The sequence below is a fragment of the Nocardioides sp. CCNWLW216 genome, assembly GCF_037120545.1.
GTDB classification, from domain to species: domain Bacteria; phylum Actinomycetota; class Actinomycetes; order Propionibacteriales; family Nocardioidaceae; genus Nocardioides; species Nocardioides lianchengensis.
The window spans coordinates 54,205-78,670 of sequence record NZ_JBBBBJ010000005.1 but is presented as its reverse complement, the minus strand read 5'-3'; the positions used below and the strand labels follow the sequence as shown (position 1 = coordinate 78,670).

The window sequence follows — 24,466 nt, the reverse complement described above, 5'->3', positions numbered from 1 at the left end:
TTCCTCCCAGAACGATACGGAGACTGTCTCCGTTTAGCAAGCGAATTCTCTGGAGGACCCGTGCGCGCCGATGCCCAGCGCAACCGCGACCGCATCGTCGAGGTCGCCCGAACGGTCTTCCGAGCCCAGGGGTACGACGCGTCGCTGGACCTGATCGCCAAGCAGGCCGGGGTCGGTGCCGGCACGCTCTACCGGCACTTCCCGTCGCGCGACGACCTGATCGACGCCGTCATGCAGAGCTGGGTCGACGGGGTCAACGAGACCGCCGAGAAGGCGCTGGCCCGCGAGGGCGGCCCGCGCGACGTGCTGCTCGGCTGGTTCGAGGACTACGTCCGGCTGATCAGCGTCCACAAGGGCGGCCCGGCCAAGATCACCTGCGCGATGGGCGACGACGGCTCCCCGATCCGCACCAAGTGCGAGGTGCTGCGCTCGGCCGGCGACCGGGTGCTCGACCGGCTCCGGGCCGAGGGCGCCGTACGCGAGGACGTCAGCGCGCTCCAGGTGGCCCGGCTGGTCGGGGGCGTGGCGACGGTCGCCGACCAGGGCGAGCTCGACGTGGCTGCTGTGCGACCGATGCTCGAGGTCGTGGCCGACGGGCTGTTGAAGGCCTGATCAGGCCCTCGCTGGTGAGAGGTGCGAAGACTGACGCTGGTTGAGGTGTGAGGGCCGCTAGGCCCGAGCCTCGAAACCCGGTGGTCAGGGGGTCGGCCTGGGCCGAGGCCGACTGTCGGCAAGACGGGTTTCGAGGCTCGCTTCGCTCGCACCTCAACCAGCGTGGGGCTCGCTTCGCTCGCACCTCAACCGGCGTGGGGGCTCGCTTCGCCTGCAACTGGTCCAGCGTGAGCCACCGACCGAGCCGATGAGTGGTCAGCCGCCCAGCGCCGGTAGATTGTGGCCGTGCTGGACACCGTCGCCGTTGCGTCCGAAGACCCCACCCGCGAGCAGCCCTGGGCCGATCTCGGCCTGAAGGCCGACGAGTACCAGGAGATCCGGCAGATCCTCGGTCGCCGGCCCACCAGCTCCGAGCTGGCGATGTACTCAGTGATGTGGAGCGAGCACTGCTCCTACAAGTCGTCCAAGGTGCACCTCAAGCAGTTCTCCGAGATCCCGCAGGAGACGCCGATCGGCAAGATGCTGGCCGGCATCGGCGAGAACGCCGGCGTCCTCGACATCGGCCAGGGTTACGCCGTCACCTTCAAGGTCGAGTCGCACAACCACCCGTCGTACGTCGAGCCCTACCAGGGCGCCGCGACCGGCGTCGGCGGCATCGTCCGCGACATCCTCGCCATGGGCGCGCGGCCGGTGGCCGTGATGGACCCGCTGCGCTTCGGCCCGCTCGACGCCCCCGACACCCAGCGTGTGCTGCCGGGGATCGTGGCCGGTGTCGGCGGCTACGGCAACATGCTCGGCCTGCCCAACATCGGCGGCGAGGTCGTCTTCGACGAGACCTACCTCGGCAACCCGCTGGTCAACGCCCTCTCGATCGGGGTGCTCCGCCACGAGGACCTCCACCTCGCCAAGGCGTCCGGCGTCGGCAACCAGGTCATCCTGTACGGCGCCCGCACCGGCGGCGACGGCATCGGCGGCGTGAGCGTGCTCGCGTCGGAGACCTTCGACGCCGACGGCCCCGCCAAGCGGCCCAGCGTGCAGGTCGGCGACCCCTTCATGGAGAAGCTCCTCATCGAGTGCACCCTCGAGATCTTCGCGGCCGGCCTGGTGGCCGGCATCCAGGACCTCGGCGGCGCGGGGCTCTCCTGCGCGACCTCCGAGCTCGCGTCCGCCGGCGACGGCGGCATGCACGTCGAGCTCGACCGGGTCCCGCTGCGCGACTCCACGCTCGCGCCGGAGGAGATCCTGATGAGCGAGTCGCAGGAGAGGATGATGGCCGTCGTCGAGCCCGACGACGTCGCCGCGTTCCTGGCCATCTGCGCGAAGTGGGACGTCGAGGCGGTCGTGGTCGGCGAGGTCACCGACACCGGCCGGCTGGAGATCGACTGGCACGGCGAGCGGGTCGTCGACGTACCGCCGCGGTCGGTGGCGCACGACGGCCCGACCTACCACCGCCCGTTCGCGCGCCCGTCCTGGCAGGACGCGCTGCAGGCCGACGGGGCCGAGGCGCTCGCCCGCCCGACGACCGGCGCGGAGCTGCGCGAGACCCTGCTCCGCCTCGTGGCCAGCCCGAACCTCTGCGACAAGTCCTGGGTCACCGACCAGTACGACCGCTACGTGCGCGGCAACACCGTGCTCGCGCAGCCCAGCGACAGCGGGATGATCCGCGTCGACGAGGAGACCAACCTCGGCGTCGCCGTCTCGACCGACTGCAACGGCCGCTTCGCCAAGCTCGACCCGTACGTCGGCGCGCGGCTCGCGCTCGCGGAGTCCTACCGCAACGTCGCGACCGGCGGCGCGGTGCCGCTGGCCATCTCCGACTGCCTGAACTTCGGCTCGCCCGAGGACCCGGACGTGATGTGGCAGTTCGCCGAGGCCTGCCGCGGGCTGAAGGACGGCTGCCTCGAGCTCGGCATCCCGGTCACCGGCGGCAACGTCAGCCTCTACAACCAGACCGGCGAGACCGCGATCCTGCCCACGCCCGTCGTGGCCGTCCTCGGCGTGGTCGACGACGTCACGAAGCGCACGCCGTCCGCCTGGACCGTCGCCGGCGAGCAGGTCTTCCTGCTCGGCGAGACCCGCGAGGAGCTGTCCGGCTCCGAGTGGGCCCACGTGGTGCACGGCCACCTCGGCGGGCAGCCGCCGCGGGTCGACCTGGCGGCCGAGAAGTCGCTCGCGGAGCTGCTGCACGAGGGCGTCGGGCTGCTCACCTCGGCCCACGACGTCTCCGACGGCGGCCTGGCCCAGACCCTGGTCGAGGGCTCGCTGAAGGCCATGGTCGGCGCGACCGTCTCGCTCGAGGGCGACGCCTTCGTCGGGCTGTTCGCCGAGTCGGCCGGCCGGGTCGTCGTCACCGTCGCCCCCGGCGACGAGGGCCGGCTCGCCGACCTGGCCGCGCGCCACGGCGTACCTCTCACGGCGCTGGGGGTCACCGGCGGCGACAGCCTGGTCGTCGAGGGGCAGTTCGAGGCGTCCCTCCTCGAGGTCCGGTCGGCGTGGATGGCGACGCTGCCGGCGGCACTTGCCTGACGACCTCGTCGTCACCGGCTCGTGGGCGGTGCCCGCGGGTGAGCTGACCGAGCGCTTCTCGCGCTCCTCCGGCCCCGGCGGGCAGGGCGTCAACACCGCCGACAGCCGTGTCGAGCTCTCGTACGACGTCGCCGGCTCGCCGTCCGTGCCCGAGCACCTGCGGGCCCGGCTGCTGGCCCGCCTCGCCGGCCGGCTGGTCGACGGCGTGGTCACCATCGCGGCCAGCGAGCACCGCACGCAGCTGGCCAACCGCCGGGCCGCTCGCGAGCGGCTGGCGCAGCTGCTCCGCGAGGCCGCCGCCCCGCCGCCGCCGTCGCGCCGGCCCACGCGGCCGACCCGCGGCTCGAAGGAGCGGCGGCTGGACGCCAAGAAGCGTCGCGGCGAGACCAAGCGCGGCCGTCAGGGTCGCTTCGACTGACCGCCATCCGCCGGGGGCACGGCACCGAACCCCTGGCATGCGCCGACGCACGCTCCTCTCCCTTCCTGCCCTGGGCGCGCTGCTCGCGGCCTGCGGGCAGGATGGCGCCATGAGCGAGTCGAGCGACGTCCCGACCGGCCTTCCGCCGCTGACCGAGCGGACGTCGTACGGCGACGACGCGAGCCAGTACGCCGAGCTGACCCTCCCCGCCGGCGAGCCCCGCGGGGTGGCCGTGGTGGTCCACGGCGGGTTCTGGAAGCCGGAGTACGGCCTCGAGTACGCCGAGCCGCTGGTCCCGAGCCTGGTCGCCGCGGGATGGGCCGCCTGGGCGATCGAGTACCGGCGGGGGACGGGTGCCGCCGACACGCTCGCCGACGTCCGCGCGGCCGTCGCGGCCCGTCCGGTGCTGCCGGGCCCGGTCGTCGGGATCGGCCACTCCGCCGGTGGCCACCTGGTCACCTGGGCCGCCGGTCAGGACGTCGGGATCACCCACGTCGTCTCGCAGGCCGGCGTGCTCGACCTGGACGCCGCGCACGAGGCGGGGCTCGGCGGCGGGGCGGTCGAGGCGTTCCTGGGGCACCCGCCCGGCCCGGGCGACGCGTCCGTGGACCCGATCCGCCAGGTGCCGCTCGCCGTGCCCCTGTGGTGCGTGCACGGCCGTGACGACCAGGTCGTGCCGGTCTCCCAGTCCGAGGCGTACGTCGCCGCCGCGACCGAGGCCGGTGCGAGCGCCGAGCTGGTGGAGGTCGACGGTGACCACTTCACCGTGATCGACGCCGACTCCGAGGCCTGGGCGCGGACCCTGGAGATCCTGGACGGGCTGGCGGGGTAGTTCGACACACCCCGGCCGGACCCACCCGGGCGGGTCAGGCCTTGGGCAGCACCGAGATCTTCTGCCAGATCTTGCGGGACATGCCGGTGGTGAGCGACTCGATGGTGCTGACCGTGTCGAGGACGACGTTGTCGCGCGACTCCTCGGCGCACAGGGCGGCGGCCTTGCCGACCAGGCTGAGCAGCTCGGAGCAGTAGTTGAGGTAGTGCTCCAGCTGGTCGCGGTCGAGGTGCGGCTCGGGGCTGACCGGCGTCCGGACGAAGTCGGGGCGGAGTCGCTCGGGGTCCTTGGTGAGCTGATGCATGTCGATGATGTGGGCCAGCGAGCGGAGCTGGTGGAGCAGGGTCAGGACCTGCCCGCGCTGCACCCGCTCGGGGAAGGACCAGAGGAAGAACACCGCGATCGCGGCGAAGACCAGGTCGTTGATCGCGGACTCGATCAGTGGCACCCAGTCGACGCTGCTGTCGGGGCCGGCGTCGCCGGAGACGTCGCGCGCGGCGATGACGAGCACGACGACGGTGGCCACGACGACCAGGGCCATCAGCGTCCGGGAGACGGTGCGGGCGGTGTCGATGCGGCGCCGGTTCACGACCGAGACGCTGGCGACCCGGTCGACCATCGCGACCAGCTCGAGCGAGACCTGGTGCAGCCCGCGCTCGGGGAACCTGGCGTCGATCCGCCGCTCCAGGGCGACGACCGTCGCCCGCACGTGCTCGGCGCCGAGCTTCTCGAGGCTCACGGCCGCAGCGTAGGCGGTCGTGAGCCTCGAGCCCCTACGACGACGCGCGCATCGCCCGCAGCCCGACCACCAGGCCGAGCGCCGCGACCAGCGCCGACGCGAGCAGGCCGGCGCCGATGGTGTCGAGGGGGTACGACCCGGCGAACAGCGGGCGGACCGCCTCGACGACGTACGTGAGCGGGTTGAGGTCGGACAGGAACCGCAGCCAGCCCGGCGCCCCGTCCAGGGGGAGCAGGACGCCGGCGAGCAGCAGCAGCGGGAAGACCAGCGTCTGCTGCACGGTCCAGAACAGCCAGTCCTGGCCCTTGCTCACCAGGGCGAGCGCGAACGACAGGGCGCCGATGCCGACGCTGAACGCGGCCATGATCACCATCGCCAGCAGCACGCCGCCGAGGTGCAGGTCGAAGGAGAACGGGGTGCAGACGGCGATGATGATCGCGGTCTGCATCAGCATCGGCACGATCTCCTTCAGCGCCCGGCCGACCAGCAGCGAGGTCCGCGACAGCGGCGAGACCAGCAGCCGCTCGTGGGAGCCGGTGACCATCTCCTGGAGCAGGTTGGCGCCGGTGAACGACGCCCCCATCAGCGTGGTCATCGCCACGATCCCGGGCACGAACCACTGCAGCGCCGAGCCGTCGCCGGTGTCGGGCAGCAGCGGCGCGAACAGGGCCAGGAAGACCAGCGGCTGGACCATCGCGAACAGCACCGAGGCGGGCTCGCGGAAGACCGGCTTCAGCTCGCGGGTCATCACGTTCCAGGTGTCGGTGACCAGGGTGGGCGTCAGGGTGGGCGTGAGGGTGCTCATGCGGGGGCTCCTTCGAGGGTGGGGGCGGTGTCGGACTCGCGCAGGCTGCGCCCGGTGAGCTCGAGGAAGACGTCGTCGAGGGTGGCGCTGGTGACCTCCAGCCGGGCGATGGCGACGCCGGACGCCGCGAGCTCGGCGACCAGGCCGGCGGCGGCCTCGGAGGCCCGCGGCGCGCGGAGCCGTACGACGACGCCCGTCCGCTCGACGCTCGCGCCGGGGACCAGCCGGGCCCCCCGCTCGGCGGCCGTGACCGCGTCGGCCTCGGACGCCAGGCCCAGCGTGACCAGGTCGCCGAGCCCGGAGCGCAGCGCGGCCGCGGTGTCGTCGGCGATGACCACGCCGTGGTCGATCACGACCACCCGGTCGGCGATCGCGTCGGCCTCCTCCAGGTAGTGCGTGGTCAGCACGATCGTGGTGCCCTGCTCGCGGTGCAGCCGGCGCACCTGCTCCTGCAGGTTGACCCGGTTCTGCGGGTCGAGGCCGGTGGACGGCTCGTCGAGGAAGAGCACCCGAGGCGACTGCACCAGGCCGATCGCGACGTCGAGGCGGCGGCGCTGGCCGCCGGACAGCGTGGAGACCGGCCGGCGGGCCTGCTCGGTGAGGTCGAAGGCCTCGAGCAGCTCGTCGGCGCGGGTCCCGGCCGCTGCCCGCGAGAGACCGAACGCGCGGGCCTGGCTGACCAGCTCGTCGCGGCCGCGCTGCTGGTGGCCGGCGCCGTTGCCCTGGCCGACGTAGCCGATGCTGCGGCGGACGTCGCGCTGGTCGCGGACGACGTCGTACCCGGCCACCTCGGCGGTGCCGGAGGTCGGGGCGACCAGGGTCGTGAGCATGCGCAGCGTCGTCGACTTGCCGGCGCCGTTGGGACCGAGGAAGGCGACGAGCTCGCCCTCCCGGACGTCGAGGTCGAGGCCGCGCACGGCTTCGACCGTCTGCTGGTGACGGGTGAAGTGGCGGGTCAGTCCGCGGGTTCGGATCATCATGGGCACGACGCTAGGGAGCATTGCGGCCAGTTCCTGGCCTCAATCCGATCTAGTCTCGACGTCATGACCACCAGCGCCCGGATGCTCCGCCTGCTGTCGCTGCTGCAGACCCACCGGTACTGGCCGGGCGCCGAGCTCTCCGACCGGCTCGATGTCAGTCCGCGCACGCTGCGACGCGACATCGACCGCCTCCGCGAGCTCGGGTACGCCGTCGACGCGATGCGGGGCGTGTCCGGCGGCTACCAGCTGCGCGCGGGCGGCCAGCTGCCGCCGCTGCTGCTGGAGGACGAGGAGGCGGTGGCGATCGCCGTCGGCCTGCGCACGGCCGCGGCCGGCGCGGTCAGCGGCATGGAGGAGACCTCCGTGCAGGCGCTGACCAAGGTCACCGCCCTGATGCCGCCGCGGCTGCGCCGCCAGCTCGACGCCCTGCGCACCCAGACCGAGAACTTCACCTGGGGCGGCGGCCCGGTGGTCGACGCGGCGGTGCTGACCCTGCTCGCCCAGGGCTGCCGTGACGACGAGCCGCTGCGGTTCACCTACACCGCCCGCGAGGCCGAGCCGACCGAGCGCTGGGTGGAGCCGCACCGGCTGGTCTCGCTGGGACGCCGCTGGTACCTCGTCGCCTACGACCGCGACCGCCAGGACTGGCGCAGCTTCCGGGTCGACCGGATCGCCGACGCCCGGCTGTTCGGCGGCCGGTTCCGCCCGCGTGACCTCCCCGCCGAGGACGCGCTCACCTTCGTCCAGTCGGGGATCCGCCGGATGCCGCAGCGGTACGCCGTACGCGTGCGGGTGGAGGCGCCGGTCGAGCGCGTGCAACAGGCCGTCGGGCACTGGGGCAGCGTCGTCGCCGACGGTGACGGCTGCCGGCTGGAGATGAACGTCGACGACCTGCAGTGGCCGCTGATGGTGCTGGCCCAGGTCGGGGCCGACTTCAGGATCGACGGTCCGCCCGAGCTCGCCGACCAGGTACGGCGGGCCGCGGAGATCTTCAGCCGGGCCGGGGGCCACCGGGGAGGGGACCGCTGAGCAGCGGCCCGACCGCGAGCGGCCCGGCCAGCAGGCAGTCCTGGCCGTAGACCTTGCCCGAGGGCAGCAGGTCCTCCAGGTGGTCGGGGTGGGCGCGGACGAACCGGTCACCCGCGGGCGTCGCGCCGGGCACGAGCAGCAGGACGGCGTGCTCGGCGGCCAGGCCCTCGAGCACGTCCACCGGCAGGTGCTTGACCTCCAGCATCAGCACCCACGGAACGGGGGCCGCGAGGGACCGGCGGGCCCCGGCGACGACCTCGTGCTCGAAGCCCTCGACGTCGACCTTCACGCAGAACGGGCCGGGCTGCTCGCCCAGGGTCTCGTCGAGGGTGGTGACCTCGACGTCGAGGAACGACCAGCGGCCGGGCTCGTCGTACGTGCCGGTGTCGAGCGACGACGTGCCCGACCAGGTCCGGTCGACCGCGAAGCGGGCCGAGCCGCTGCGGCCGCCCACCGCCTGGGGCCGCAGGTCGACGTCGAGCCCGTTGAGCGCCAGGGTGCGGCGGGCGAGCTCGCGGACCACGGGGTTGGGCTCGAAGCCGACCAGGCGGGCACCGGCGGGCAGGGCGGAACGGACCAGCATCTCGCCGTAGTTGACCCCGACGTCGACGACGACGTCCCAGTCGACGGCGGCCAGGGCGCGGCGCCACATGCGCAGGGAGAGTGGGTTGAGGTCGCCGCCGGAGGCGACCAGGTCGGCCGCGCGCGGGTCGGCGGGGTCGACCAGGAGGGTCCGGCCGTCGGCGGTGACGACGCGGTCGCTGGTGAGGGTGTCCATCGCGTGACCGTAGGGACGACCCGTGAACGACGGATGAACCCCGTAGCCTGCCCCGGTGCACCTGCGGTGGAGGCTCTGCGTCGTCGTCGGGGGCGGGACCGGACCCGGCCACGAGGTCTGCCTGCGCCTGGCGCGGGCCGGGGCGGGGCTGCTGGTGGTCGACACCGACGGGGCGGCCGCCGAATCGACCGCCGACCTGGCCCGCTCCAGCCGGGTCTCCGCCTGGTCGCTGAAGGCCGACCCGACCGACGACCAGGACCTCGACCTGCTGGCCGCCCGGGCCCGCGACCTCGGCGGCGCCGACCTGGTCGTCATCACCGGCGTCGACCCGGCCCGGGCCCGCGACCTGGCCGCCCGGCTGGTCGCCGAGCCGCGGATGGTCGGGTTGGTGGGCGACGACGACGTCCGGGTCGCCGTCGCCGTGGTCGAGCACCTCGGCGCCGCCGAGCCCGGCACCGCCGTGGTCATCGGCTGAGCGTCATCGGCCGACGGTCGGCCTCCGGGTCTCCGGGCCCGGCCCGGGCTGGCAGTGCGGGCACCACCAGGTACGACGGTTCGCGGGGTCGTGGGGCAGGTCGTCGACCATCAGCACGGTCGTGCCGCAGCGCAGGCAGGGCCGCCGCTGCCGCCCGGACACCCAGTGGTCCTCGCCGCGGCGGCTGCTGCCGGTCGTGACCTGGTAGGCGCCGGGCACCAGTGCGGAGTGGCGCAGGGCCCGGGCGGCCCGCTCGACCAGCCGCTCGACGTCGACGTCGCCCACCGGCGTCCAGGGCGACACCCCGGTCAGGAAGGCCAGCTCGTTGGCCCACAGGTTGCCCAGCCCGGCCATCCGGGTCTGGTCGAGCAGGGCCGACACCAGGGGTACGCCGGGGTCCGCGCGCAGCCGTCGTACCGCCTCGGCGGGGTCCCAGTCCTCGCGCAGCGGGTCGGGGCCGAGGTGCCCGACCAGGCGGTGCTCGTCGGCGGTCGCGACCAGGTCGAGCTGGTGCAGCCGGATGCCCCAGGCGGTGCTCCCGGTCGCCAGCTCCAGCACGACCCGGACGTGCGGGAGGACGCGGGACGGCAGCCGCTTCCCGGGCCGGGTCACCGACCACTCGCCGTCCATCAGCAGGTGGCTGTGGAGCGTGACGTCGCCGGAGAACCGGGTCAGCAGGTGCTTGCCGTGGGTGACGTGCGCGAGCAGGGTGCGGCCGGCCAGGTCACGGGTGGCCAGCGCGGGGACGCGCAGGTCGCTGCGGACCACCTCGCGCCCGAGCAGGTCACGGTCGAGGCGCCGCGCGAGCTTGTGGACGCTGTCCCCCTCCGGCACCCGTCCAGTCTGCCGACCGGGCCCTACCGGTCCCAGCGCGGCGCCGGGACGCTGCGGGGAGACGACCGGATCGGTGCCGGCCGCGCCGTACGACGGGCCAGCTCGCGGCGCAGCCGCTCGGTCCGCCGGGCGCTCACGCCGCCACCGCCCACTCGACGGGACGGGGGACGGCACGCACCGACCGGGCCAGGGTCGGGATCAGCGCGACCGCGGCGACCAGGACGGCCAGCACCAGGATCGCGCCCGAGCCGCCGAGGCCCTCCAGCAGCAGCCCGCCGAGGAGCGGAGCCAGCGGCAGCGTCGACATGGACACGAACTGCGACGTCGACTGCACCCGGCCCTGCAGCTCGGTCGGGGTGACCGCGACCCGGTAGGAGCCGATGCCGGCGTTGCCCGCGGGGTTGAGGAACACCCCGACCGACAGGGCCACCGCGACCACCAGGGGGCTGTTCCAGAAGGCCAGGGGCACCAGCAGCGGGACGAAGCTCCAGGCGACCGCCACGGTCAGCCGCCCGGTCGGCAGCCGGTCGATCAGCCAGGGCGCGACCACCGCCCCGGCGATCCCGCAGACCCCGGACGCCACCTCGACGAGCGCGATCTGCAGCGGCGGGAAGCCGTCCTGCACCAGCCGCAGCACCGCCACCAGGAACAGCGCGTTGATGACCAGGTTCGCGCACGCGGCCCAGACGGTCAGCACCCGGAAGAACGGCTGGCCGGCGATGAACCGGATCCCCGCGGCCAGATCGCGGCCGGGGCTGCGCGGGGTGGTCCGCGGCGGCGGGCGCAGGTCGGCCCGGATCCGACCGAGCAGCAGCCACGAGGCCGCGAAGCTCAGCGCGTCCGCGGCGAACGGCAGCCAGCGGGTGACGCCGTACAGGGCACCGCCGAGCGGCGCCCCGAGCAGCGCGGCGACGTGCTGGCGGGCCTGCTGCTGACTCAGCGCGGTCGGCAGGTCCTCGGCCGGTACGACGGCCCGCACCGCCGCCATCTCGGCCGGCGCGAACACGCCCGCGGCCGCCCCGGTCACCAGTGCGACGGCCAGCAGGTGGGGGAGCGTGAGGGCGCCGGACAGGCCGGCGAGCGCGAGCGAGGCGTAGAGCAGGGCGCCCGTGGCGCTGGCCGCGCGCATCATCCGGCGCCGGTCGACCCGGTCGGCGACCACGCCCGCCGGGAGCAGGGCCGCGGCCAGGCCGAGCAGGTGCACCGCCTCCACGAGCGCGGCGAGCATCGCCGACCCGGTCAGGGCGTAGGCGAGGAGCGGGAAGACGAACAGGCTCGTGCGGGTGCCCAGCTCGCTGATCGTCTGGCCGACCCAGAGCGCGGTGAAGTCGGGGTTGCCGAGGAGGCGGCGATGTCCGGTCATGTTCCGCAACATACATTGCGCAAGTTATGTTGCGCAATAGTGCGTGCGGAAGTTGGGTAGGGTGGGCGCATGTCCGAGAGCCGGCCCGTGCACGACCCCAAGGTGCTGCGCGCGATCGCCCACCCGGTCCGCAACCGGATCCTCACCGAGCTCGACGCCGCCGGGTCGCTGCGTGCCGCCGACCTCGCCGCGCTGCTCGACATCCCGGCCAACCAGGCGAGCTTCCACCTGCGGCAGCTGGCCAAGTACGGGCTGATCGAGGAGGACCCGGACGCCGCCCGCGACCGGCGCGACCGGGTCTGGCGCTCCTCGCCGCGCGGGGTCAACCTCGACCTCGGCGAGATCGAGAAGGCGCCCGGCGGCAAGGCCGCGTCGGCGGTCTACCGCGCCCAGTCGGCGGCCAAGGCGCACGCCTACGTCGACCGCGCGCACGACGACCGCCGCGACGAGGGCACCGCCCGGTCGGTCATGGACAGCTCGCTGCGGCTGACCAAGGACGAGGCGCGCGAGCTGTCGCAGGAGCTGGTCGCCCTGGTCACCGCCTGGGGCGAGCGCACCCGCGGGCGCGACGACGCCGAGCGCCGGACCTACCTCTACTACGCGATGCTCATGCCGCACCCCGACCTGGAGCAGGAGGAGACCGACTGATGGCCGCCCGCCTCAAGCCCGCCGCCCCGGCCGACGTCGCCGCGGCCCGCGCCCGCCTCGCCGACGGGTCGGCGGAGAAGACCGACCTCCGACTGCTGGTCAAGCACTACCTCGCGGTGCTCGAGCACCGGGCGCCCGGCCACTCCGTCGAGGTCCGGGTCCCGCCGTACGCCGCCGTCCAGGTGATCCCCGGAGTCCGGCACACCCGCGGCACCCCGCCCGCCGTCGTCGAGACCGACGCCGCCACCTGGATCGCCCTGGCGACCGGCGAGCTGGGCTGGGCGGAGGCCGAGTCGACCGCCCGGGTCCGGGCCAGTGGCGAGCGGGCCGACCTGACCCCCCATCTGCCGCTGACCTAGGGTCGAAGCCATGAGCGACGACATCCGGGGCAAGGTGCAGGCCGTCCTTCCGTCCGTGCGGGCGGACCTCGAGGACCTGGTGCGGATCCAGTCCGTCAGCGCCGATCCCGAGCGGCTGAGCGAGGTCGAGAAGAGCGCCGAGCGGACCCTGGAGCTGTTCCTGGCCGAGGGCGTGGACGCCGAGATCGTGCGCGCGTTCGACGGCGCGCCGCCCGCCGTCGTCGGGGAGAAGAAGGGACCGGAGGGGGCGCCGACGGTGCTGCTCTACGCCCACCACGACGTCCAGCCCGAGAACGACCCGGCCGACTGGGACTCCCCGCCGTACGAGCCCACCGAGCGCGACGGCCGGCTCTACGGCCGCGGTGCCGCGGACGACAAGGCCGGGATCATGGCTCACGTCGGGGCGCTGCGGGCGCTCGGTGACGACCTGCCGGTGACCGTGCGGCTGTTCATCGAGGGTGAGGAGGAGGTCGCGAGCGCGACCCTCCCGCAGCTGCTCGAGCAGTACCAGGACCGACTCAAGGCCGACGTCATCGTGATCGCCGACTCCGGCAACTGGGACATCGGCGTCCCCGCGCTGACCACCAGCCTGCGCGGCCTGATCCGCGTCGACGTCGAGGTCCGCACGCTCACCCACGCCGTGCACTCGGGCATGTGGGGCGGCCTCGCGCCCGACGCGATCATGGCGATGGTCCGGCTGCTCGACAGCCTGTGGACCCCCGACGGCGCGCCGGCCGTGGCCGGCCTGGCGAGCGGTCCGGCCGCCGACGTGGAGTACCCCGAGGAGCGGCTGCGCGCCGAGTCCGGCGCCATCGACGGGTTGTCCTGGATCGGCGAGGGCCCCGCGGTCGAGCGGCTGTGGACCCAGCCGGCCATCACCGTCACCGGCTTCGACGCGCCCAAGGTCGCCGGTGCCTCCAACACCCTCAGCCCGGTCGCTCGCGCCCGGGTGACCATCCGGATCGCCCCCGGCGACACCTCCGAGAACGCCGTCGCGCGGCTCGAGGAGCACCTGCGGGCGCACGTTCCGTGGGGCGCCGCCCTGCAGACGACCGTCGTCGACACCGGCGAGCCGATCGCGCTCCCCGCTCAGGGCCCGGCGTACGACGCCGCCCGCGCGGCCTTCGCCGAGGCCTGGGACGGCACCGCCCCGGTCGACATGGGCGTCGGCGGCTCGATCCCGTTCATCGCCGAGTTCCTGGAGGCGTTCCCGCAGGCCAGCGTGCTGGTCACCGGCGTCGAGGACCCCGACACCCGGGCCCACGGCGCCAACGAGGGCCTGCACCTGGCCGAGTTCGAGCGGGTCGTGCTCGCCGAGGCGCTGCTGCTGCGCAACCTGGGCGCCTAGCTCACCGGGACCCATCCGCCCTCCCGGCGGCTCCGAACCACTCGCGAGTGACCGTCGTCACTCCGGGGCAACGAAGTCGCCGGGGGCACGCTCCGGCCCCCCGTATCTCGGGAGTCGCCATGTCCGCAGTCCGCCGTCCCCTCGATCCGGAGGCGGTGGCCCCGCCGGGCGTCGACCGCCGCTCCTTCGTCGGCTACGTCCTCGGGGGCACCACCCTGGTCGCGGCCGCCGACCTGGCCCTCGGCGCCGAGCCGGCGGCCGCGGTCCCGACCGTGCCGCAGCCGGCCGAGCTCTACGACCTCAACGACCTGCTGACCGACGCCGCCCGGCCCACGGCCAACCTGATCCGGATCGAGCTGCACGAGGACGGCACCGCCTCGTTCGCGCTCCCGCGCTCCGAGAACGGCCAGGGCGTCACCACCTCCACGGCGATGCTGATCGCCGAGGAGCTCGACCTGCCGCTCGACAAGGTCCGGGTCACGCTGGCCGACGCGCGGCCCGAGCTGCTGTTCAACCAGCTCACCGGTGGCTCGAACACCACGATCTCGACGTACACCCCAGTCCGGGTCGCCGCGGCCGTCGCCCGGGGCGCGCTCCTCGACGCCGCCGCCGTCCTGCTGGGCGACGAGGTCGCGAAGCTGGTCGCCAAGGGCGGCATCGTCCAGGGCCCGAGCGGCACCGCGTCGTACGGCGACCTCGCGCGCGCGGCGGCCTCGCGGACGGACCGGACGGTCCGGGTCCGCCTCAAGGACCCGAGCCGCTTCCGGGTGGTCGGCACCGGTCAGGGCCGGGTCGACGCGCGGGACGCGGTCACCGGGCGGAAGACCTTCGCCACCGACCTCCAGGTCGACGGCGCGCTGCCGACGATGGTCTGCCGGGCCCCCACGCTCAACGGCGAGCCCCGGCGGCTGCGCAACGAGGCGGAGGTGCTGGCCCTGCCCGGCGTGACCGACGTGGCCGTGCTGCCCTTCGGGGTGGCCGTGCGGGCCGAGACGTTCGGCCAGTGCATCGACGCCGTCCGGGCGATGGACGTCGACTGGCGAGACGGTCCGGTCGCCGGGATGTCCGACGACGACGTCGTCCGCGAGCTCCGGCGCGCCCAGCTGCCGCTGCCCGCTCTCCCGAACACCCCGCTGAGCCGGACGGTCGAGACCGACGTCCTGTGCTACTTCCGCAGCAACTCCGCGATGGACACCAACTCCGCGATCGCCGACGTCCGCGAGGACCGGGCCGAGATCTGGTCGGCGCTCAAGTCCCCGATCGCCGCCCAGCAGCGGATCGCGGAGGTGCTCGGCCTGCCGCAGGACCGGGTCGACGTGCACGTCGTGCAGGGCGGCGGGTCGTTCGGTCGACGCCTCTTCTTCGACGGCGCGCTCGAGGCGGCCCAGGTGTCCCGGGCGATGGGGAAGCCGGTGAAGCTGATGTGGCACCGGGCCGACGACGCCCGGGTCGGCCGCGGCCACCCGATGTGCACCAGCCGGGTCCGGGCCGTGGTCGTCGGCAAGAAGGTGGTCGCGTTCCAGCAGAGCCACACCAGCATCGAGACCGACTACCGCCACGGCCTGGGCGAGCTGATCACCGCCACCGCCGCCAGTCTGCCGACCGGGCTGGGCAACCTCGGCTTCGCGGAGACGATCTTCGCGCTGACCCAGGAGGTGCCCTACGACTTCGGCGTTGTCACCCAGACGCTGACCGAGACCGACGACCGCTTCAACACCGGCAGCATGCGCAACATCTACTCGCCCGACGTACGCGCGGCCGGGGAGCTGACGGTCGACAAGATCGCGGCCGTGGTCAAGGAGGACCCCTACGAGTTCCGCCGCCGCCACCTGCGCGACGAGCGGACCCGGGCGGTCCTGGAGAAGGTCGCCGAGGTCGGCGACTGGGGCCGGGCGATGCCCGCCGGCACGGCGCAGGGCATCGCGATCCACAAGGAGTACAAGGGCGCCAGTGCCTGCCTGGTCGAGATCGACTGCCGCGACGACCAGACCGGTCGTGACATCCGGGACGGCGTCGGCGGGCCCCGGGTCACCCGGGTGACCTTCGCCGTGGACGTGGGCCTGCCGGTCAACCCGCGCGGGCTGGAGGCCCAGATGCAGGGCGGGATCATGGACGGCATCGCCCTCGCGCTCACCTCGAGCATGCACCTGCGCGACGGCCACTTCCTCGAGGCCAGCTGGGACAACTACTTCTACACGCGCCAGTGGAACGTCCCGTCCGAGGTCGAGGTGATCGTGATGCCGCCGACCACGGGGGTCCCGGGCGGTGCCGGCGAGGCCGGCGTCGCGGCGAGCTTCGCGGCCGTCGCCTGCGCCTACGCCCGCGCGACGGGACGCAGCCCGTCGTACTTCCCGGTGAACCACCGCGACCCCGTGGAGTTCAGCGTGAAGCCCTACGTCCCGCCCGTCCCGCCGTCGCCGGTCAACGGCCTGAAGAAGATCGTCTGAGGAGCGCGCCGTGCCGAAGCAGACCTTCCGCCTCAACGGCCAGACCGTGACCGTCGACGTGCACCCGGACGTCCGGGTGCTCTGGGTGCTCCGCGACCTGCTCGGGGTCACCGGCCCCAAGTACGGCTGCGGCATCAACGTGTGCAAGGCGTGCACCTCGCACGTCAACGGCCGCGGCTTCAACCCCTGCGCGGTCCGGGTCGGCGACCTCGCCGCGGACGACGAGGTCACCACCATCGAGGGCCTCGCCGCGACCGTCGACGAGGACCTGCACCCCATGCAGCAGGCCTGGCTGGACCGCGATGTCGCCCAGTGCGGCTACTGCCAGCCCGGCCAGATCATGGCCGCGGTCGCCCTCGTCCGGAAGGTACGACGCGAGCAGCGCGAGATCGAGGACGCCGACCTCGACTCGATCCGCAACATCTGCCGCTGCGGGACCTACGTGCGGATCCGGGAGGCGATCGAGCAGGGCGCCCGCGCGATGGCCTGACGATCAGGCGGCCGGCAGCAGCACCCGGAACGTGCTGCCCTTGCCGAGCTCGGACTCGACCGCGATGTGCCCGCCGTGGCGCTGCACGATCCGGCTGACGATGGCCAGGCCCAGGCCGGTGCCGGGCTGAGCGACCGCGGCGGGGTTGGAGGAGCGGAAGAACTCGGTGAACAGCTGCTTCTGGTCCTCGGCGGAGATGCCGAGGCCCTCGTCGCTGCAGAGCAGCTCGACCTCGCTGCCGACCCGGGCGACCGAGACGGTGATCCGGCCGCCCTCGGGTGTGTACTTCAGCGCGTTGCTGACCAGGTTGGAGACGACCCGGTCGAGCTCGGTGGCGTCGCCGCTCGCCAGGACCTGCTCCGAGCCGGCCTCGACGGTCACCGTGAGCTGGCGCCGCTCGGCCTCCACCGCGGTCAGCTCGACGACGTCGTCGACGATGGTGCGCAGGTCGACGGGGCGGGCCACGACCGGGTTGTCGGGGTCGCCGACCTTGGCGAGCAGCAGCAGGTCGTCGACCACCCGGCCGAGCCGGCGGGCGCCGCGCTCCATCGCGTTCAGCGAGGTGCGGACCGGGCCGGGGAGCCCCTCGACGGACTCGAGGATCTCCAGGTGGCCGAGGACCGAGGTCAGCGGGTTCTTCAGCTCGTGGGAGACCGTCGCGATGAGCTGGCTCTTGTAGGTGTCGAGGGCCCGGAGCTCGGTGACCAGTCGGTGCTCGCGCTCGTAGGCGCGCACGTTGAGGATCGCGCCGCCGAGGTCGCGGCCGACGTCGAGCGCGGCGGCGGACTCGGTCTCGGTCCAGTCGGGGGCGTGCAGCGGGCGGGTCAGCACCAGGTTGCCGAGGCACTCGCGCCCCGCTCCGAGCGGGACGAAGAGGATCGAGCCGACCTCGATGGCGTGCAGGAAGTCGACCACCCGGGTTCCCTGATCCGCGGTGAGGACGCCGAGCGGCCGGCCGGCCGCGACGACCGTGACCTGCTGCTCGGCCCAGAGCAGGCGGGCCGCGGTCTCGGCGATCTCGATGAGGTCTAGCGGGAGCTCCACCACGGCGCCGTCGGCGGAGTAGACGCTGCCGGTGCCGAGCCCGTCCTCGTCGAAGGTCTGGATCCACATGCCGATCGCGCGGAAGCCCTCGGTGAGCGCGGGTCGGGACGTCTGCAGGATGTGCTCGAGCGACGGCTGCACCGAGGCCTGGCGCACGATCCGCCGGGCGGTGTCGGCCAGCCGGACCTGGGCGGCCAGTTCCTCGCGCTCCAGCGCGGTGAGTACGGCGCGCGCCGCCTGCTCGGCGTACAGCTCGAGGACGCGGCGCTGGTCGGGGCCGGGCCGGCGGCCGTCGGCCGGCAGGTCGATGGACAGGCTGCCGCGCAGGGTGCCGTCCTGGTCGTGCAGCGGTGCGACGAGCAGGTCCATCGGGTGCCAGGCGTCGTCGCCGGCGAGCGGCTCGACGTCGGGCACCCAGCCCCACTCGCCCTCGCCGAGGTCGAGCCGCTCGTGCGGCACGAACTTCAGCATCCCCCAGTCATCGGCTTTCGCGAGCTCGGTCATCAACGCGTCGATGGGGGTACGTCGGCCCTCGAGCTGCTGGCGGGCGTCGTCGCTGCCCGCGACCGCCATCACCTGCATGTGCCCGTCGTCGCGCGCGACGCTGATGGCGGCCACGCCGAACCCGGCGATCTTGGTCACGCCCTCGGCGATCAGCAGCAGCGCGTCGTCCTCGGCCGCCGCTGCCCACGCGCCCGACCGCGCGGACTCGGGCGGCGGCGCAGGCACGGGATGGCCTCCAGGGATGCTGGCGGGGGGATGGGATCGATCGTACGTCCGACTACGGCAGTACCCGGATGCTGCGGTGACGTTCGGCACCACGAAGCGACTCTTGAGCCTTCCGATCGCTAGACTCGGTGCGTGCCGTACCTCAGCAACAGTGGCAGCTCACGCAGAGGCGGCGACGGCCGGCTCACCGCCGCCCTCGACCCGCAGGACCAGGGCCCCCAGGACGCCTGTGGCGTCTTCGGGGTGTGGGCCCCGGGCGAGGACGTCGCCAAGCTGACCTACTTCGGTCTCTACGCCCTTCAGCACCGCGGCCAGGAGTCGGCGGGCATCGCCGTCTCCAACGGCCGCCAGATCCTGGTCTACAAGGACATGGGTCTGGTCTCGCAGGTCTTCGACGAGACCACGCTGGCCTCGCTCAAGGGCCACCTGGCGATCGGCCACTCGCGCTACTCCACGACCGGGGCCAGCACCTGGCAGAACGCGCAGCCGACGTTCCAGCCGACCGCCGACGGCTCGATCGCCCTCGGTCACAACGGCAACCTGATCAACACCCACGAGCTCTCCCAGATGGTCGAGGACCTGCCCGGCCCCGAGGACGAGCTCGAGCTGCACACCCGTCCGCAGGAGACGTCGACCAACGACACCGGCCTCGTCACGGCGTTGCTCGCCCACCACCCCGACACGTCGCTGGAGCAGCGCGCCCTCGAGGTGCTGCCGCTGCTCAAGGGCGCCTTCTGCTTCGTGTGGATGAACGAGAACACCCTGTACGCCGCCCGCGACCCGCAGGGCATCCGGCCGCTGGTCCTGGGTCGCCTCGACCGCGGTTGGGTCGTCGCCTCCGAGGACGCCGCCCTGGCCACCATCGGCGCGAGTGTCGTGCGCGAGGTGGAGCCCGGCGAGATGCTCGTCATCGACGAGAACGGCCTGCGCTCCCACAAGTTCGCCGAGCCCGACCGCAAGGGCTGCGTCTTCGAGTACGTCTACCTCGCCCGCCCCGACGCCACCATCAGCGGCCGCAGCGTCCACGAGTCGCGCGTCGAGATGGGCCGCCAGCTGGCCCGCGAGTTCCCGGTCGAGGCCGACCTGGTGATCCCGGTCCCCGAGTCCGGCACCCCCGCCGCCGCCGGGTACGCCGAGGAGTCCGGCATCCCGTTCGGCCAGGGCTTCGTCAAGAACGCCTACGTCGGCCGCACCTTCATCCAGCCCAGCCAGACCCTGCGCCAGCTCGGCATCCGGCTGAAGCTCAACGCCCTCGAGCACATGATCCGCGGCAAGCGGATCGTCGTGGTCGACGACTCGATCGTGCGCGGCAACACCCAGCGCGCCCAGGTGCGGATGCTCCGCGAGGCCGGCGCCCGTGAGGTGCACGTGCGGATCTCCAGCCCGCCGGTGAAGTGGCCGTGCTTCTACGGCATCGACTTCGCCACCCGCGCCGAGCTGATCGCCAACGGCCTGACGCCCGAGGAGATCGCCGCCAGCGTCGGTGCCGACACCCTCGGCTACATCTCCCTCGACGGGATGATCGAGGCGACCCGCCAGCCGAAGGAGAGCCTGTGCCGGGCCTGCTTCACCGGCGAGTACCCCGTCCCGCTGCCCGACGAGTCGCTGCTCGGGAAGCACCTGCTCGAGGCCACCCTGAAGTCCCCGACCATGGGCCGTGCGCTGCCCGTGCTCAACAACCCGTGAGGTCACTCCAGTGAACGACGCCGTCCCCGGCAGCAACGCCTACGCCGAGGCCGGCGTCGACATCCACGCGGCCGACCGGGCCATCGAGCTGATGAAGGGCTCGATCGAGCGGGCCCGCCGGCCCGAGATGATCGGCGGCCTGGGCGGCTTCGCCGGGCTCTTCGACGCCTCGGCGCTGACCAAGTACACCCGCCCGCTGCTGGCCACCTCCACCGACGGCGTCGGCACCAAGGTGGCGATCGCGCAGGCGATGGACGTCCACGACACGATCGGCTACGACCTGGTCGGCATGGTCGTCGACGACCTGGTCGTCTGCGGTGCCGAGCCGCTCTTCATGACCGACTACATCGCCACCGGCAAGGTGGTGCCCGAGCGGATCGCCGCGATCGTCAAGGGCATCGCGGACGCCTGCGTCGAGGCCGGCTGCGCGCTGGTCGGCGGCGAGACCGCCGAGCACCCGGGCCTCCTCGGCCCCGACGAGTACGACGTCGCCGGCGCCACGACGGGCGTCGTGGAGGCCGACCGGCTGCTCGGCCCTGGCCGGGTCCGGCCCGGCGACGTGGTGGTCGCCATGGCCGCCAGCGGCCTGCACTCCAACGGCTACTCCCTGGTCCGCCACGTGCTGCTCGAGAAGGCCGGCTGGGCGCTCGACCGCAACGTGTCGGAGCTCGGCGGCCCGCTGGGCGAGGAGCTGCTGACCCCGACCCGGATCTACGCCAAGGCCTGCCTCGCGCTCGCCGACGCGACGGCCACCCACGCGATGTCCCACGTGACGGGAGGCGGCCTGGCCGCCAACCTCGAGCGGGTGATGCCGGTCGAGCTGACCGCCACCCTCGACCGGACGACCTGGACGCCGCAGCCGATCTTCGACCTGGTCCGCCGGGTCGGCGACGTCTCGCAGCCCGACCTGGAGATGACGCTGAACTGCGGCGTCGGCATGGTCGCGCTGATGCCGGCCGCGGACGTCGACGCCGCCGTGGCGCTGCTGGACGGGTTCGGGATCCGGGCCTGGGTGGCCGGCGAGGTCAGCGCCTCCGACACCGACGGCGGCCGGGTCCGGCTCATCGGTCAACACCCCGGTTGGTGATTTCCACCGCCTCAGGCGGCGATTCGGACACTCGGTGTGCGGGAACAGCCACCCAACAGGTAGCGTTGCCCCCACGAAGAAATACTGAGGACCAGCCCGGGAGCCACTGTGCCCCGGCCAACGTGCGAGGGGGCTGACCCTATGGGGCGCGGCCGAGCGAAGGCAAAGCAGACGAAGGTCGCACGCGACCTGAAGTACCGCACTCACGAGACGGACTTCGGGAAGCTGGCGCAGGAGCTGCACGGCGACGAGAACATCGTCGAATCCGATCCCGTGGACCCGGAGGTCCTCGAGAAGTGGTCGGACTACTCAGAACCCCAGCGCGACTGACCTCGGCGGGGACGGTCCGCGTGTGCGGACCGTCCACCGCTGAGTGTCAGCTGATCCAGATCCCTCGCAGCCGGCCCACGTCGCGCATCCGCGCCTCGGCCAGCCGGTCGGCCGCCAGGGCAGGAGACACGCCGTCCCGTACGGCGAGCGCCAGCACGTCCCGCGTGGTCTCGAAGATCCCGCTCGCGCGCTGCTGCGCGCGCTCGAAGCTGAACCCGGCCGGGTCGAGCTCGTCGGCGACCTGGATGAGGCCGCCGGCGTTCACGCAGTAGTCGGGCGCGTAGACGATCCCGCGATCGGCCAGCGACTTGTCGACCCCGGGGTGCGCGAGCTGGTTGTTGGCCGCTCCGCACACGACGCGCGCGCGGAGCACCGCGACGACCTCGTCGGTGAGCGCGCCGCCGAGCGCGCACGGCGCGTAGACGTCGAGCCGCTCGGCGACCAGGGCCGCGGTCGAGGCGACCACGCGGACATCCGGGTGGTCGGCGACGAGCGCGTCGAGCGCGGGCTGCCAGGTGTCGGTGACGACCACGTCGGCGCCGTCCTCGACCAGGTGGCGCACCAGGTGGCGTCCGACCTTGCCGACGCCGGCCACGCCGACCGTACGACCGGCCAGCGACGTACTGCCCCAGGCCGCCTCGGCGGCCGCGCGCATCCCCTGGAAGACGCCGTACGCCGTGAGCACGGAGCTGTCGCCGGCCCCGCCGTGGGCGACGGTGCGGCCGGTGACGTGGTCGCACTCGCGCGCGACCTGGTCCATGTCGACGCTGAACGTGCCGACGTCGCAGGCGGTGCGGTAGCGGCCGCCGAGCGACTGCACGAACCGGCCGTAGGCGCGCAGAAGCGCCTCGGACTTCAGGGTGCGCGGATCGCCGATGATGACGGCCTTGCCGCCGCCGAGGTCGAGCCCGGCCAGCGCGGCCTTGTAGGACATCCCGCGGGAGAGGTCCAGGACGTCGCGGAGCGCGGCGTCGGTGGTGGCGTAGGGATGGAAGCGGGTGCCGCCGAGGGCGGGGCCGAGGGCCGTCGAGTGGATCGCGACGATCGCGCGCAGGCCGGTGGCCGGGTCGTTCGCGAAGACGACCTGCTCGTGCTCGGGGGCGAGGTCAAAGGGGTCGGTCATGGTGGTGTCCGATCTGTCGGCCACGGGGTGGTGTGGCGCCGGGTGGTGGGTGCCCGCAGGGGTGGCGCGGGTCACGTCCCAGGCTAGGCGACCGTCAGCTCAGCGCGTTGGTCGCGGCGTACGAAGCGGCGAAGGCCGCGCCGAGCACCACGACGAGGAGCAGCCAGAAGAGGGGGGTGAGCGAGGGGCGGTGCGGGGCGGGCGCGACCGGCTCCTCGAGCAGCGTGCGCGAGGTGATCAGGGTGGCGGAGCCGGTGTCGGGATCCGGGCCGGCCAGGGCCTCGCGGAGCGCCCCGACGAAGGAGGCGACGTCCGGCCAGCGGTCCTCGGGGTCCGGCTCCAGGGCGCGCAGCAGCGCCTCGTCCACGGCGGGGGCGAGGTCGGCGAGCGTCGACGGTGCCGGCGGGAGGGTGGCGGTCAGCAGCTCGTGCATCGTGGCGGTGCGGGCCTGCTGCCCGGTGAGCAGCTGGTAGGCGACCGCCCCGAGAGCGTGCACGTCGGCCCGCCGGTCGATGCCGGTGCCGGTGACCTGCTCGGGCGCCATGTAGGCCGGCGTCCCGACGACCTGGGTCAGCCCGCTGGCGTGCAGCATCGCCTTGGCCACGCCCAGGTCGGCCACCAGGACCCGCTCGCCACCGCTGCCGCCGCTGCGCAGCAGCAGGTTCTGCGGCTTCACGTCGCGGTGCACGATGCCCAGCTCGTGCAGCACGCCCAGCCCCGCACCGGCCTGCGTGACCAGGTCGAGGACCCGACCGGACGGGAGCGGGCGGCCGGGCGCCGTCAGGCCGGCCAGGGTGCCGAGGTCGGCGTACGTCATCACGAAGTACGGCGTCGCGTCGACCTCCCCGACGTCGTACACGCGCACGATGTGGTCGGAGTCCGCGCGGCGCAGGATCCGGGCCTCCTCGAGGAACCGCTCGCGGACGTCGAGGCGGCGGGCCCAGTTGTCGGCGAGCGCCTTCACCGCGACGTCGGACTGCAGCTCGGTGTCGCGGTAGAGCCAGACCGTCGCGAACCCGCCGGCGCCGATCGCCTCGACCCGCTCGAGCCGGCCGAGGCGTTCGGGGAGGGACACGGTCGGTAGTCTGCCGCAGATGTCCGACCTCTCCGATCCCGACGAGCTCGACGCCCTGGCGCTGCGCGCGGCCGCCGGTGACCGGGCCGCGCTCGAGGACCTGCTCGCCGCGGTGCAGCCGCGGGTACGCCGTACCTGCGGCCGGATGCTGCTCTACCCCGAGGACGCCGAGGAGGCGACCCAGGACGCGCTGCTGCTGGTCGCCACCAAGATCGGCCAGTTCGGCGGCCGCAGCCGGTTCACCACCTGGCTGCACGCGGTCGCGTCCAACAGCGCGCGAGGCACCTACCGCACCCTGAAGCGCCGCGCCGCCGAGCGGCTCACCGACGAGCTGCCCGTCGCGCCCGACCCGCGCACCACCAGCGTGATCGCCGGCAGCCGGCTCGACCTGCTGGAGGCCCTCGAGGTCGTCGGCAGCAGCCACCCCGAGCTGGTCGAGCCGCTGGTGCTTCGCGACGTGCAGCAGTTGGAGTACAGCGAGATCGCGGCGCTGCTGGAGATCCCGCTCGGCACCGTGAAGTCCCGCATCCACGCGGCCCGGACCGCCGTACGACCGCTGCTGGCGATCACCGACTAGCCGCCGCCCCGTCCGCTGGTTGAGGCCTCTCACGCTGGTTGAGGTGCGAGCGGAGCGAGCCCCCACGCTGGTTGAGGTGCGAGCGGAGCGAGCCTCGAAACCCGGTGAGCCGACAGTCGGCCTCGATCGAGG

24 protein-coding genes are annotated in these 24,466 nt (G+C 73.5%); 15 read left to right on the top strand and 9 right to left on the bottom strand.

The window, feature by feature from the left end; genetic code table 11:
* The first annotated feature begins 60 nt into the window (after positions 1 to 60).
* From V7S47_RS13060 to V7S47_RS13045, 4 genes are all read left to right on the top strand, one after another.
* Positions 61 to 612 carry a TetR/AcrR family transcriptional regulator gene (locus V7S47_RS13060; protein ID WP_336561949.1) on the top strand — a complete coding sequence of 184 codons (552 nt, stop codon included), beginning with the start codon at positions 61 to 63 and terminating at the stop codon, positions 610 to 612.
* A gap of 285 nt (positions 613 to 897) precedes the next feature.
* Positions 898 to 3,138 carry a phosphoribosylformylglycinamidine synthase subunit PurL gene (purL, locus tag V7S47_RS13055; RefSeq protein WP_336561948.1) on the top strand — a complete coding sequence of 747 codons (2,241 nt, stop codon included), beginning with the start codon at positions 898 to 900 and terminating at the stop codon, positions 3,136 to 3,138.
* A complete protein-coding gene (arfB, locus tag V7S47_RS13050; protein ID WP_336561947.1) occupies positions 3,131 to 3,556 on the top strand; it encodes an alternative ribosome rescue aminoacyl-tRNA hydrolase ArfB in 426 nt (141 codons plus the stop codon). The genes purL and arfB overlap by 8 nt, the downstream gene beginning before the upstream one ends.
* 109 nt (positions 3,557 to 3,665) lie before the next feature.
* Complete coding sequence (locus tag V7S47_RS13045; protein ID WP_336561946.1) at positions 3,666 to 4,388, top strand: alpha/beta hydrolase family protein; 723 nt, start codon at positions 3,666 to 3,668, stop codon at positions 4,386 to 4,388.
* Positions 4,389 to 4,422: 34 nt separating this feature from the next.
* Here the strand turns inward: V7S47_RS13045 and V7S47_RS13040 are convergent, their stop codons facing one another.
* From V7S47_RS13040 to V7S47_RS13030, 3 genes are read right to left on the bottom strand one after another with little or no spacing between them, the layout of a single operon-like run.
* Entirely contained in the window at positions 4,423 to 5,127 is a 705-nt protein-coding gene (locus V7S47_RS13040) for a hypothetical protein (RefSeq protein ID WP_336561945.1), read from the bottom strand.
* A gap of 34 nt (positions 5,128 to 5,161) precedes the next feature.
* A complete protein-coding gene (locus V7S47_RS13035; RefSeq protein ID WP_336561944.1) occupies positions 5,162 to 5,932 on the bottom strand; it encodes an ABC transporter permease in 771 nt (256 codons plus the stop codon).
* On the bottom strand, positions 5,929 to 6,912 hold the full coding sequence (locus V7S47_RS13030) for an ATP-binding cassette domain-containing protein (RefSeq protein ID WP_336561943.1): 984 nt from the start codon (positions 6,910 to 6,912) through the stop codon (positions 5,929 to 5,931). The genes V7S47_RS13035 and V7S47_RS13030 overlap by 4 nt, the downstream gene beginning before the upstream one ends.
* A 63-nt stretch (positions 6,913 to 6,975) precedes the next feature.
* On the opposite strand from V7S47_RS13030, the gene V7S47_RS13025 reads away from it, so the two are divergent.
* Positions 6,976 to 7,941, top strand: a complete 966-nt coding sequence (locus V7S47_RS13025; RefSeq protein ID WP_336561942.1) for a helix-turn-helix transcriptional regulator — start codon at positions 6,976 to 6,978, stop codon at positions 7,939 to 7,941.
* On the opposite strand, the gene V7S47_RS13020 is transcribed toward V7S47_RS13025, so the two are convergent.
* Positions 7,904 to 8,719, bottom strand: a complete 816-nt coding sequence (locus V7S47_RS13020; RefSeq protein WP_336561941.1) for an FkbM family methyltransferase — start codon at positions 8,717 to 8,719, stop codon at positions 7,904 to 7,906. The genes V7S47_RS13025 and V7S47_RS13020 overlap by 38 nt on opposite strands.
* A gap of 55 nt (positions 8,720 to 8,774) precedes the next feature.
* Here V7S47_RS13020 and V7S47_RS13015 point away from each other — a divergent pair, with 55 nt between their 5' ends.
* Entirely contained in the window at positions 8,775 to 9,194 is a 420-nt protein-coding gene (locus tag V7S47_RS13015; protein ID WP_336561940.1) for an SDR family NAD(P)-dependent oxidoreductase, read from the top strand.
* Between the two features lie 3 nt (positions 9,195 to 9,197).
* Here V7S47_RS13015 and V7S47_RS13010 read toward each other — a convergent pair whose 3' ends face one another.
* Together V7S47_RS13010 and V7S47_RS13005 are read right to left on the bottom strand one after the other, a co-directional pair.
* Complete coding sequence (locus tag V7S47_RS13010) at positions 9,198 to 10,028, bottom strand: DNA-formamidopyrimidine glycosylase family protein (RefSeq protein ID WP_336561939.1); 831 nt, start codon at positions 10,026 to 10,028, stop codon at positions 9,198 to 9,200.
* Between the two features lie 133 nt (positions 10,029 to 10,161).
* Complete coding sequence (locus tag V7S47_RS13005; RefSeq protein ID WP_336561938.1) at positions 10,162 to 11,391, bottom strand: MFS transporter; 1,230 nt, start codon at positions 11,389 to 11,391, stop codon at positions 10,162 to 10,164.
* Between the two features lie 69 nt (positions 11,392 to 11,460).
* Between V7S47_RS13005 and V7S47_RS13000 the strand changes: the two genes are divergently transcribed.
* The 5 genes from V7S47_RS13000 (at position 11,461) to V7S47_RS12980 (ending at position 16,683) form a co-directional block, all read left to right on the top strand.
* Complete coding sequence (locus tag V7S47_RS13000) at positions 11,461 to 12,039, top strand: winged helix-turn-helix domain-containing protein (RefSeq protein WP_336561937.1); 579 nt, start codon at positions 11,461 to 11,463, stop codon at positions 12,037 to 12,039.
* Positions 12,039 to 12,398: a sterol carrier family protein gene (locus tag V7S47_RS12995; RefSeq protein ID WP_090859843.1), complete on the top strand. Its 360-nt coding sequence runs from the start codon at positions 12,039 to 12,041 to the stop codon at positions 12,396 to 12,398. The genes V7S47_RS13000 and V7S47_RS12995 overlap by 1 nt, the downstream gene beginning before the upstream one ends.
* 10 nt (positions 12,399 to 12,408) lie before the next feature.
* Positions 12,409 to 13,746 (top strand): dipeptidase, encoded by a 1,338-nt coding sequence (locus V7S47_RS12990; protein ID WP_336561936.1) that lies wholly within the window; start codon positions 12,409 to 12,411, stop codon positions 13,744 to 13,746.
* Between the two features lie 119 nt (positions 13,747 to 13,865).
* Positions 13,866 to 16,193: a molybdopterin cofactor-binding domain-containing protein gene (locus tag V7S47_RS12985; protein WP_336561935.1), complete on the top strand. Its 2,328-nt coding sequence runs from the start codon at positions 13,866 to 13,868 to the stop codon at positions 16,191 to 16,193.
* Positions 16,194 to 16,203: 10 nt separating this feature from the next.
* Positions 16,204 to 16,683, top strand: a complete 480-nt coding sequence (locus V7S47_RS12980) for a (2Fe-2S)-binding protein (protein WP_336561934.1) — start codon at positions 16,204 to 16,206, stop codon at positions 16,681 to 16,683.
* A gap of 3 nt (positions 16,684 to 16,686) precedes the next feature.
* Here V7S47_RS12980 and V7S47_RS12975 read toward each other — a convergent pair whose 3' ends face one another.
* Positions 16,687 to 18,456 (bottom strand): sensor histidine kinase, encoded by a 1,770-nt coding sequence (locus tag V7S47_RS12975; protein ID WP_336561933.1) that lies wholly within the window; start codon positions 18,454 to 18,456, stop codon positions 16,687 to 16,689.
* 132 nt (positions 18,457 to 18,588) lie between these two features.
* Between V7S47_RS12975 and purF the strand changes: the two genes are divergently transcribed.
* The 3 genes from purF (at position 18,589) to V7S47_RS12960 (ending at position 21,559) form a co-directional block, all read left to right on the top strand.
* Positions 18,589 to 20,142: an amidophosphoribosyltransferase gene (gene purF / locus V7S47_RS12970; protein WP_336561932.1), complete on the top strand. Its 1,554-nt coding sequence runs from the start codon at positions 18,589 to 18,591 to the stop codon at positions 20,140 to 20,142.
* 10 nt (positions 20,143 to 20,152) lie between these two features.
* Complete coding sequence (gene purM / locus V7S47_RS12965; protein ID WP_336561931.1) at positions 20,153 to 21,229, top strand: phosphoribosylformylglycinamidine cyclo-ligase; 1,077 nt, start codon at positions 20,153 to 20,155, stop codon at positions 21,227 to 21,229.
* A 141-nt stretch (positions 21,230 to 21,370) separates the two neighbouring features.
* Entirely contained in the window at positions 21,371 to 21,559 is a 189-nt protein-coding gene (locus V7S47_RS12960) for a DUF3073 domain-containing protein (protein WP_090859829.1), read from the top strand.
* 46 nt (positions 21,560 to 21,605) lie between these two features.
* Here the strand turns inward: V7S47_RS12960 and V7S47_RS12955 are convergent, their stop codons facing one another.
* Positions 21,606 to 22,682, bottom strand: a complete 1,077-nt coding sequence (locus V7S47_RS12955; RefSeq protein WP_336561930.1) for a Glu/Leu/Phe/Val family dehydrogenase — start codon at positions 22,680 to 22,682, stop codon at positions 21,606 to 21,608.
* A 94-nt stretch (positions 22,683 to 22,776) separates the two neighbouring features.
* Positions 22,777 to 23,757, bottom strand: a complete 981-nt coding sequence (locus V7S47_RS12950; RefSeq protein ID WP_336561929.1) for a serine/threonine-protein kinase — start codon at positions 23,755 to 23,757, stop codon at positions 22,777 to 22,779.
* 19 nt (positions 23,758 to 23,776) lie between these two features.
* Between V7S47_RS12950 and V7S47_RS12945 the strand changes: the two genes are divergently transcribed.
* The gene (locus V7S47_RS12945; protein ID WP_336561928.1) at positions 23,777 to 24,334 is read left to right on the top strand and encodes an RNA polymerase sigma factor; all 558 of its coding nucleotides are present in this window, start codon (positions 23,777 to 23,779) and stop codon (positions 24,332 to 24,334) included.
* The last annotated feature ends 132 nt before the right edge of the window (positions 24,335 to 24,466 follow it).

Excerpts from the sequence above, each read along its gene's own strand:
- V7S47_RS13045 (WP_336561946.1), top strand. The coding sequence starts at position 3,666 with ATGAGCGAGTCGAGCGACGTCCCGACCGGCCTTCCGCCGCTGACCGAG.
- V7S47_RS13035 (WP_336561944.1), bottom strand. The coding sequence starts at position 5,932 with ATGAGCACCCTCACGCCCACCCTGACGCCCACCCTGGTCACCGACACC.
- V7S47_RS13030 (WP_336561943.1), bottom strand. The coding sequence starts at position 6,912 with ATGATGATCCGAACCCGCGGACTGACCCGCCACTTCACCCGTCACCAG.
- V7S47_RS13025 (WP_336561942.1), top strand. The coding sequence starts at position 6,976 with ATGACCACCAGCGCCCGGATGCTCCGCCTGCTGTCGCTGCTGCAGACC.
- V7S47_RS13020 (WP_336561941.1), bottom strand. The coding sequence starts at position 8,719 with ATGGACACCCTCACCAGCGACCGCGTCGTCACCGCCGACGGCCGGACC.
- V7S47_RS13005 (WP_336561938.1), bottom strand. The coding sequence starts at position 11,391 with ATGACCGGACATCGCCGCCTCCTCGGCAACCCCGACTTCACCGCGCTC.
- V7S47_RS13000 (WP_336561937.1), top strand. The coding sequence starts at position 11,461 with ATGTCCGAGAGCCGGCCCGTGCACGACCCCAAGGTGCTGCGCGCGATC.
- V7S47_RS12995 (WP_090859843.1), top strand. The coding sequence starts at position 12,039 with ATGGCCGCCCGCCTCAAGCCCGCCGCCCCGGCCGACGTCGCCGCGGCC.
- V7S47_RS12990 (WP_336561936.1), top strand. The coding sequence starts at position 12,409 with ATGAGCGACGACATCCGGGGCAAGGTGCAGGCCGTCCTTCCGTCCGTG.
- V7S47_RS12985 (WP_336561935.1), top strand. The coding sequence starts at position 13,866 with ATGTCCGCAGTCCGCCGTCCCCTCGATCCGGAGGCGGTGGCCCCGCCG.
- V7S47_RS12960 (WP_090859829.1), top strand. The coding sequence starts at position 21,371 with ATGGGGCGCGGCCGAGCGAAGGCAAAGCAGACGAAGGTCGCACGCGAC.
- V7S47_RS12955 (WP_336561930.1), bottom strand. The coding sequence starts at position 22,682 with ATGACCGACCCCTTTGACCTCGCCCCCGAGCACGAGCAGGTCGTCTTC.
- V7S47_RS12945 (WP_336561928.1), top strand. The coding sequence starts at position 23,777 with ATGTCCGACCTCTCCGATCCCGACGAGCTCGACGCCCTGGCGCTGCGC.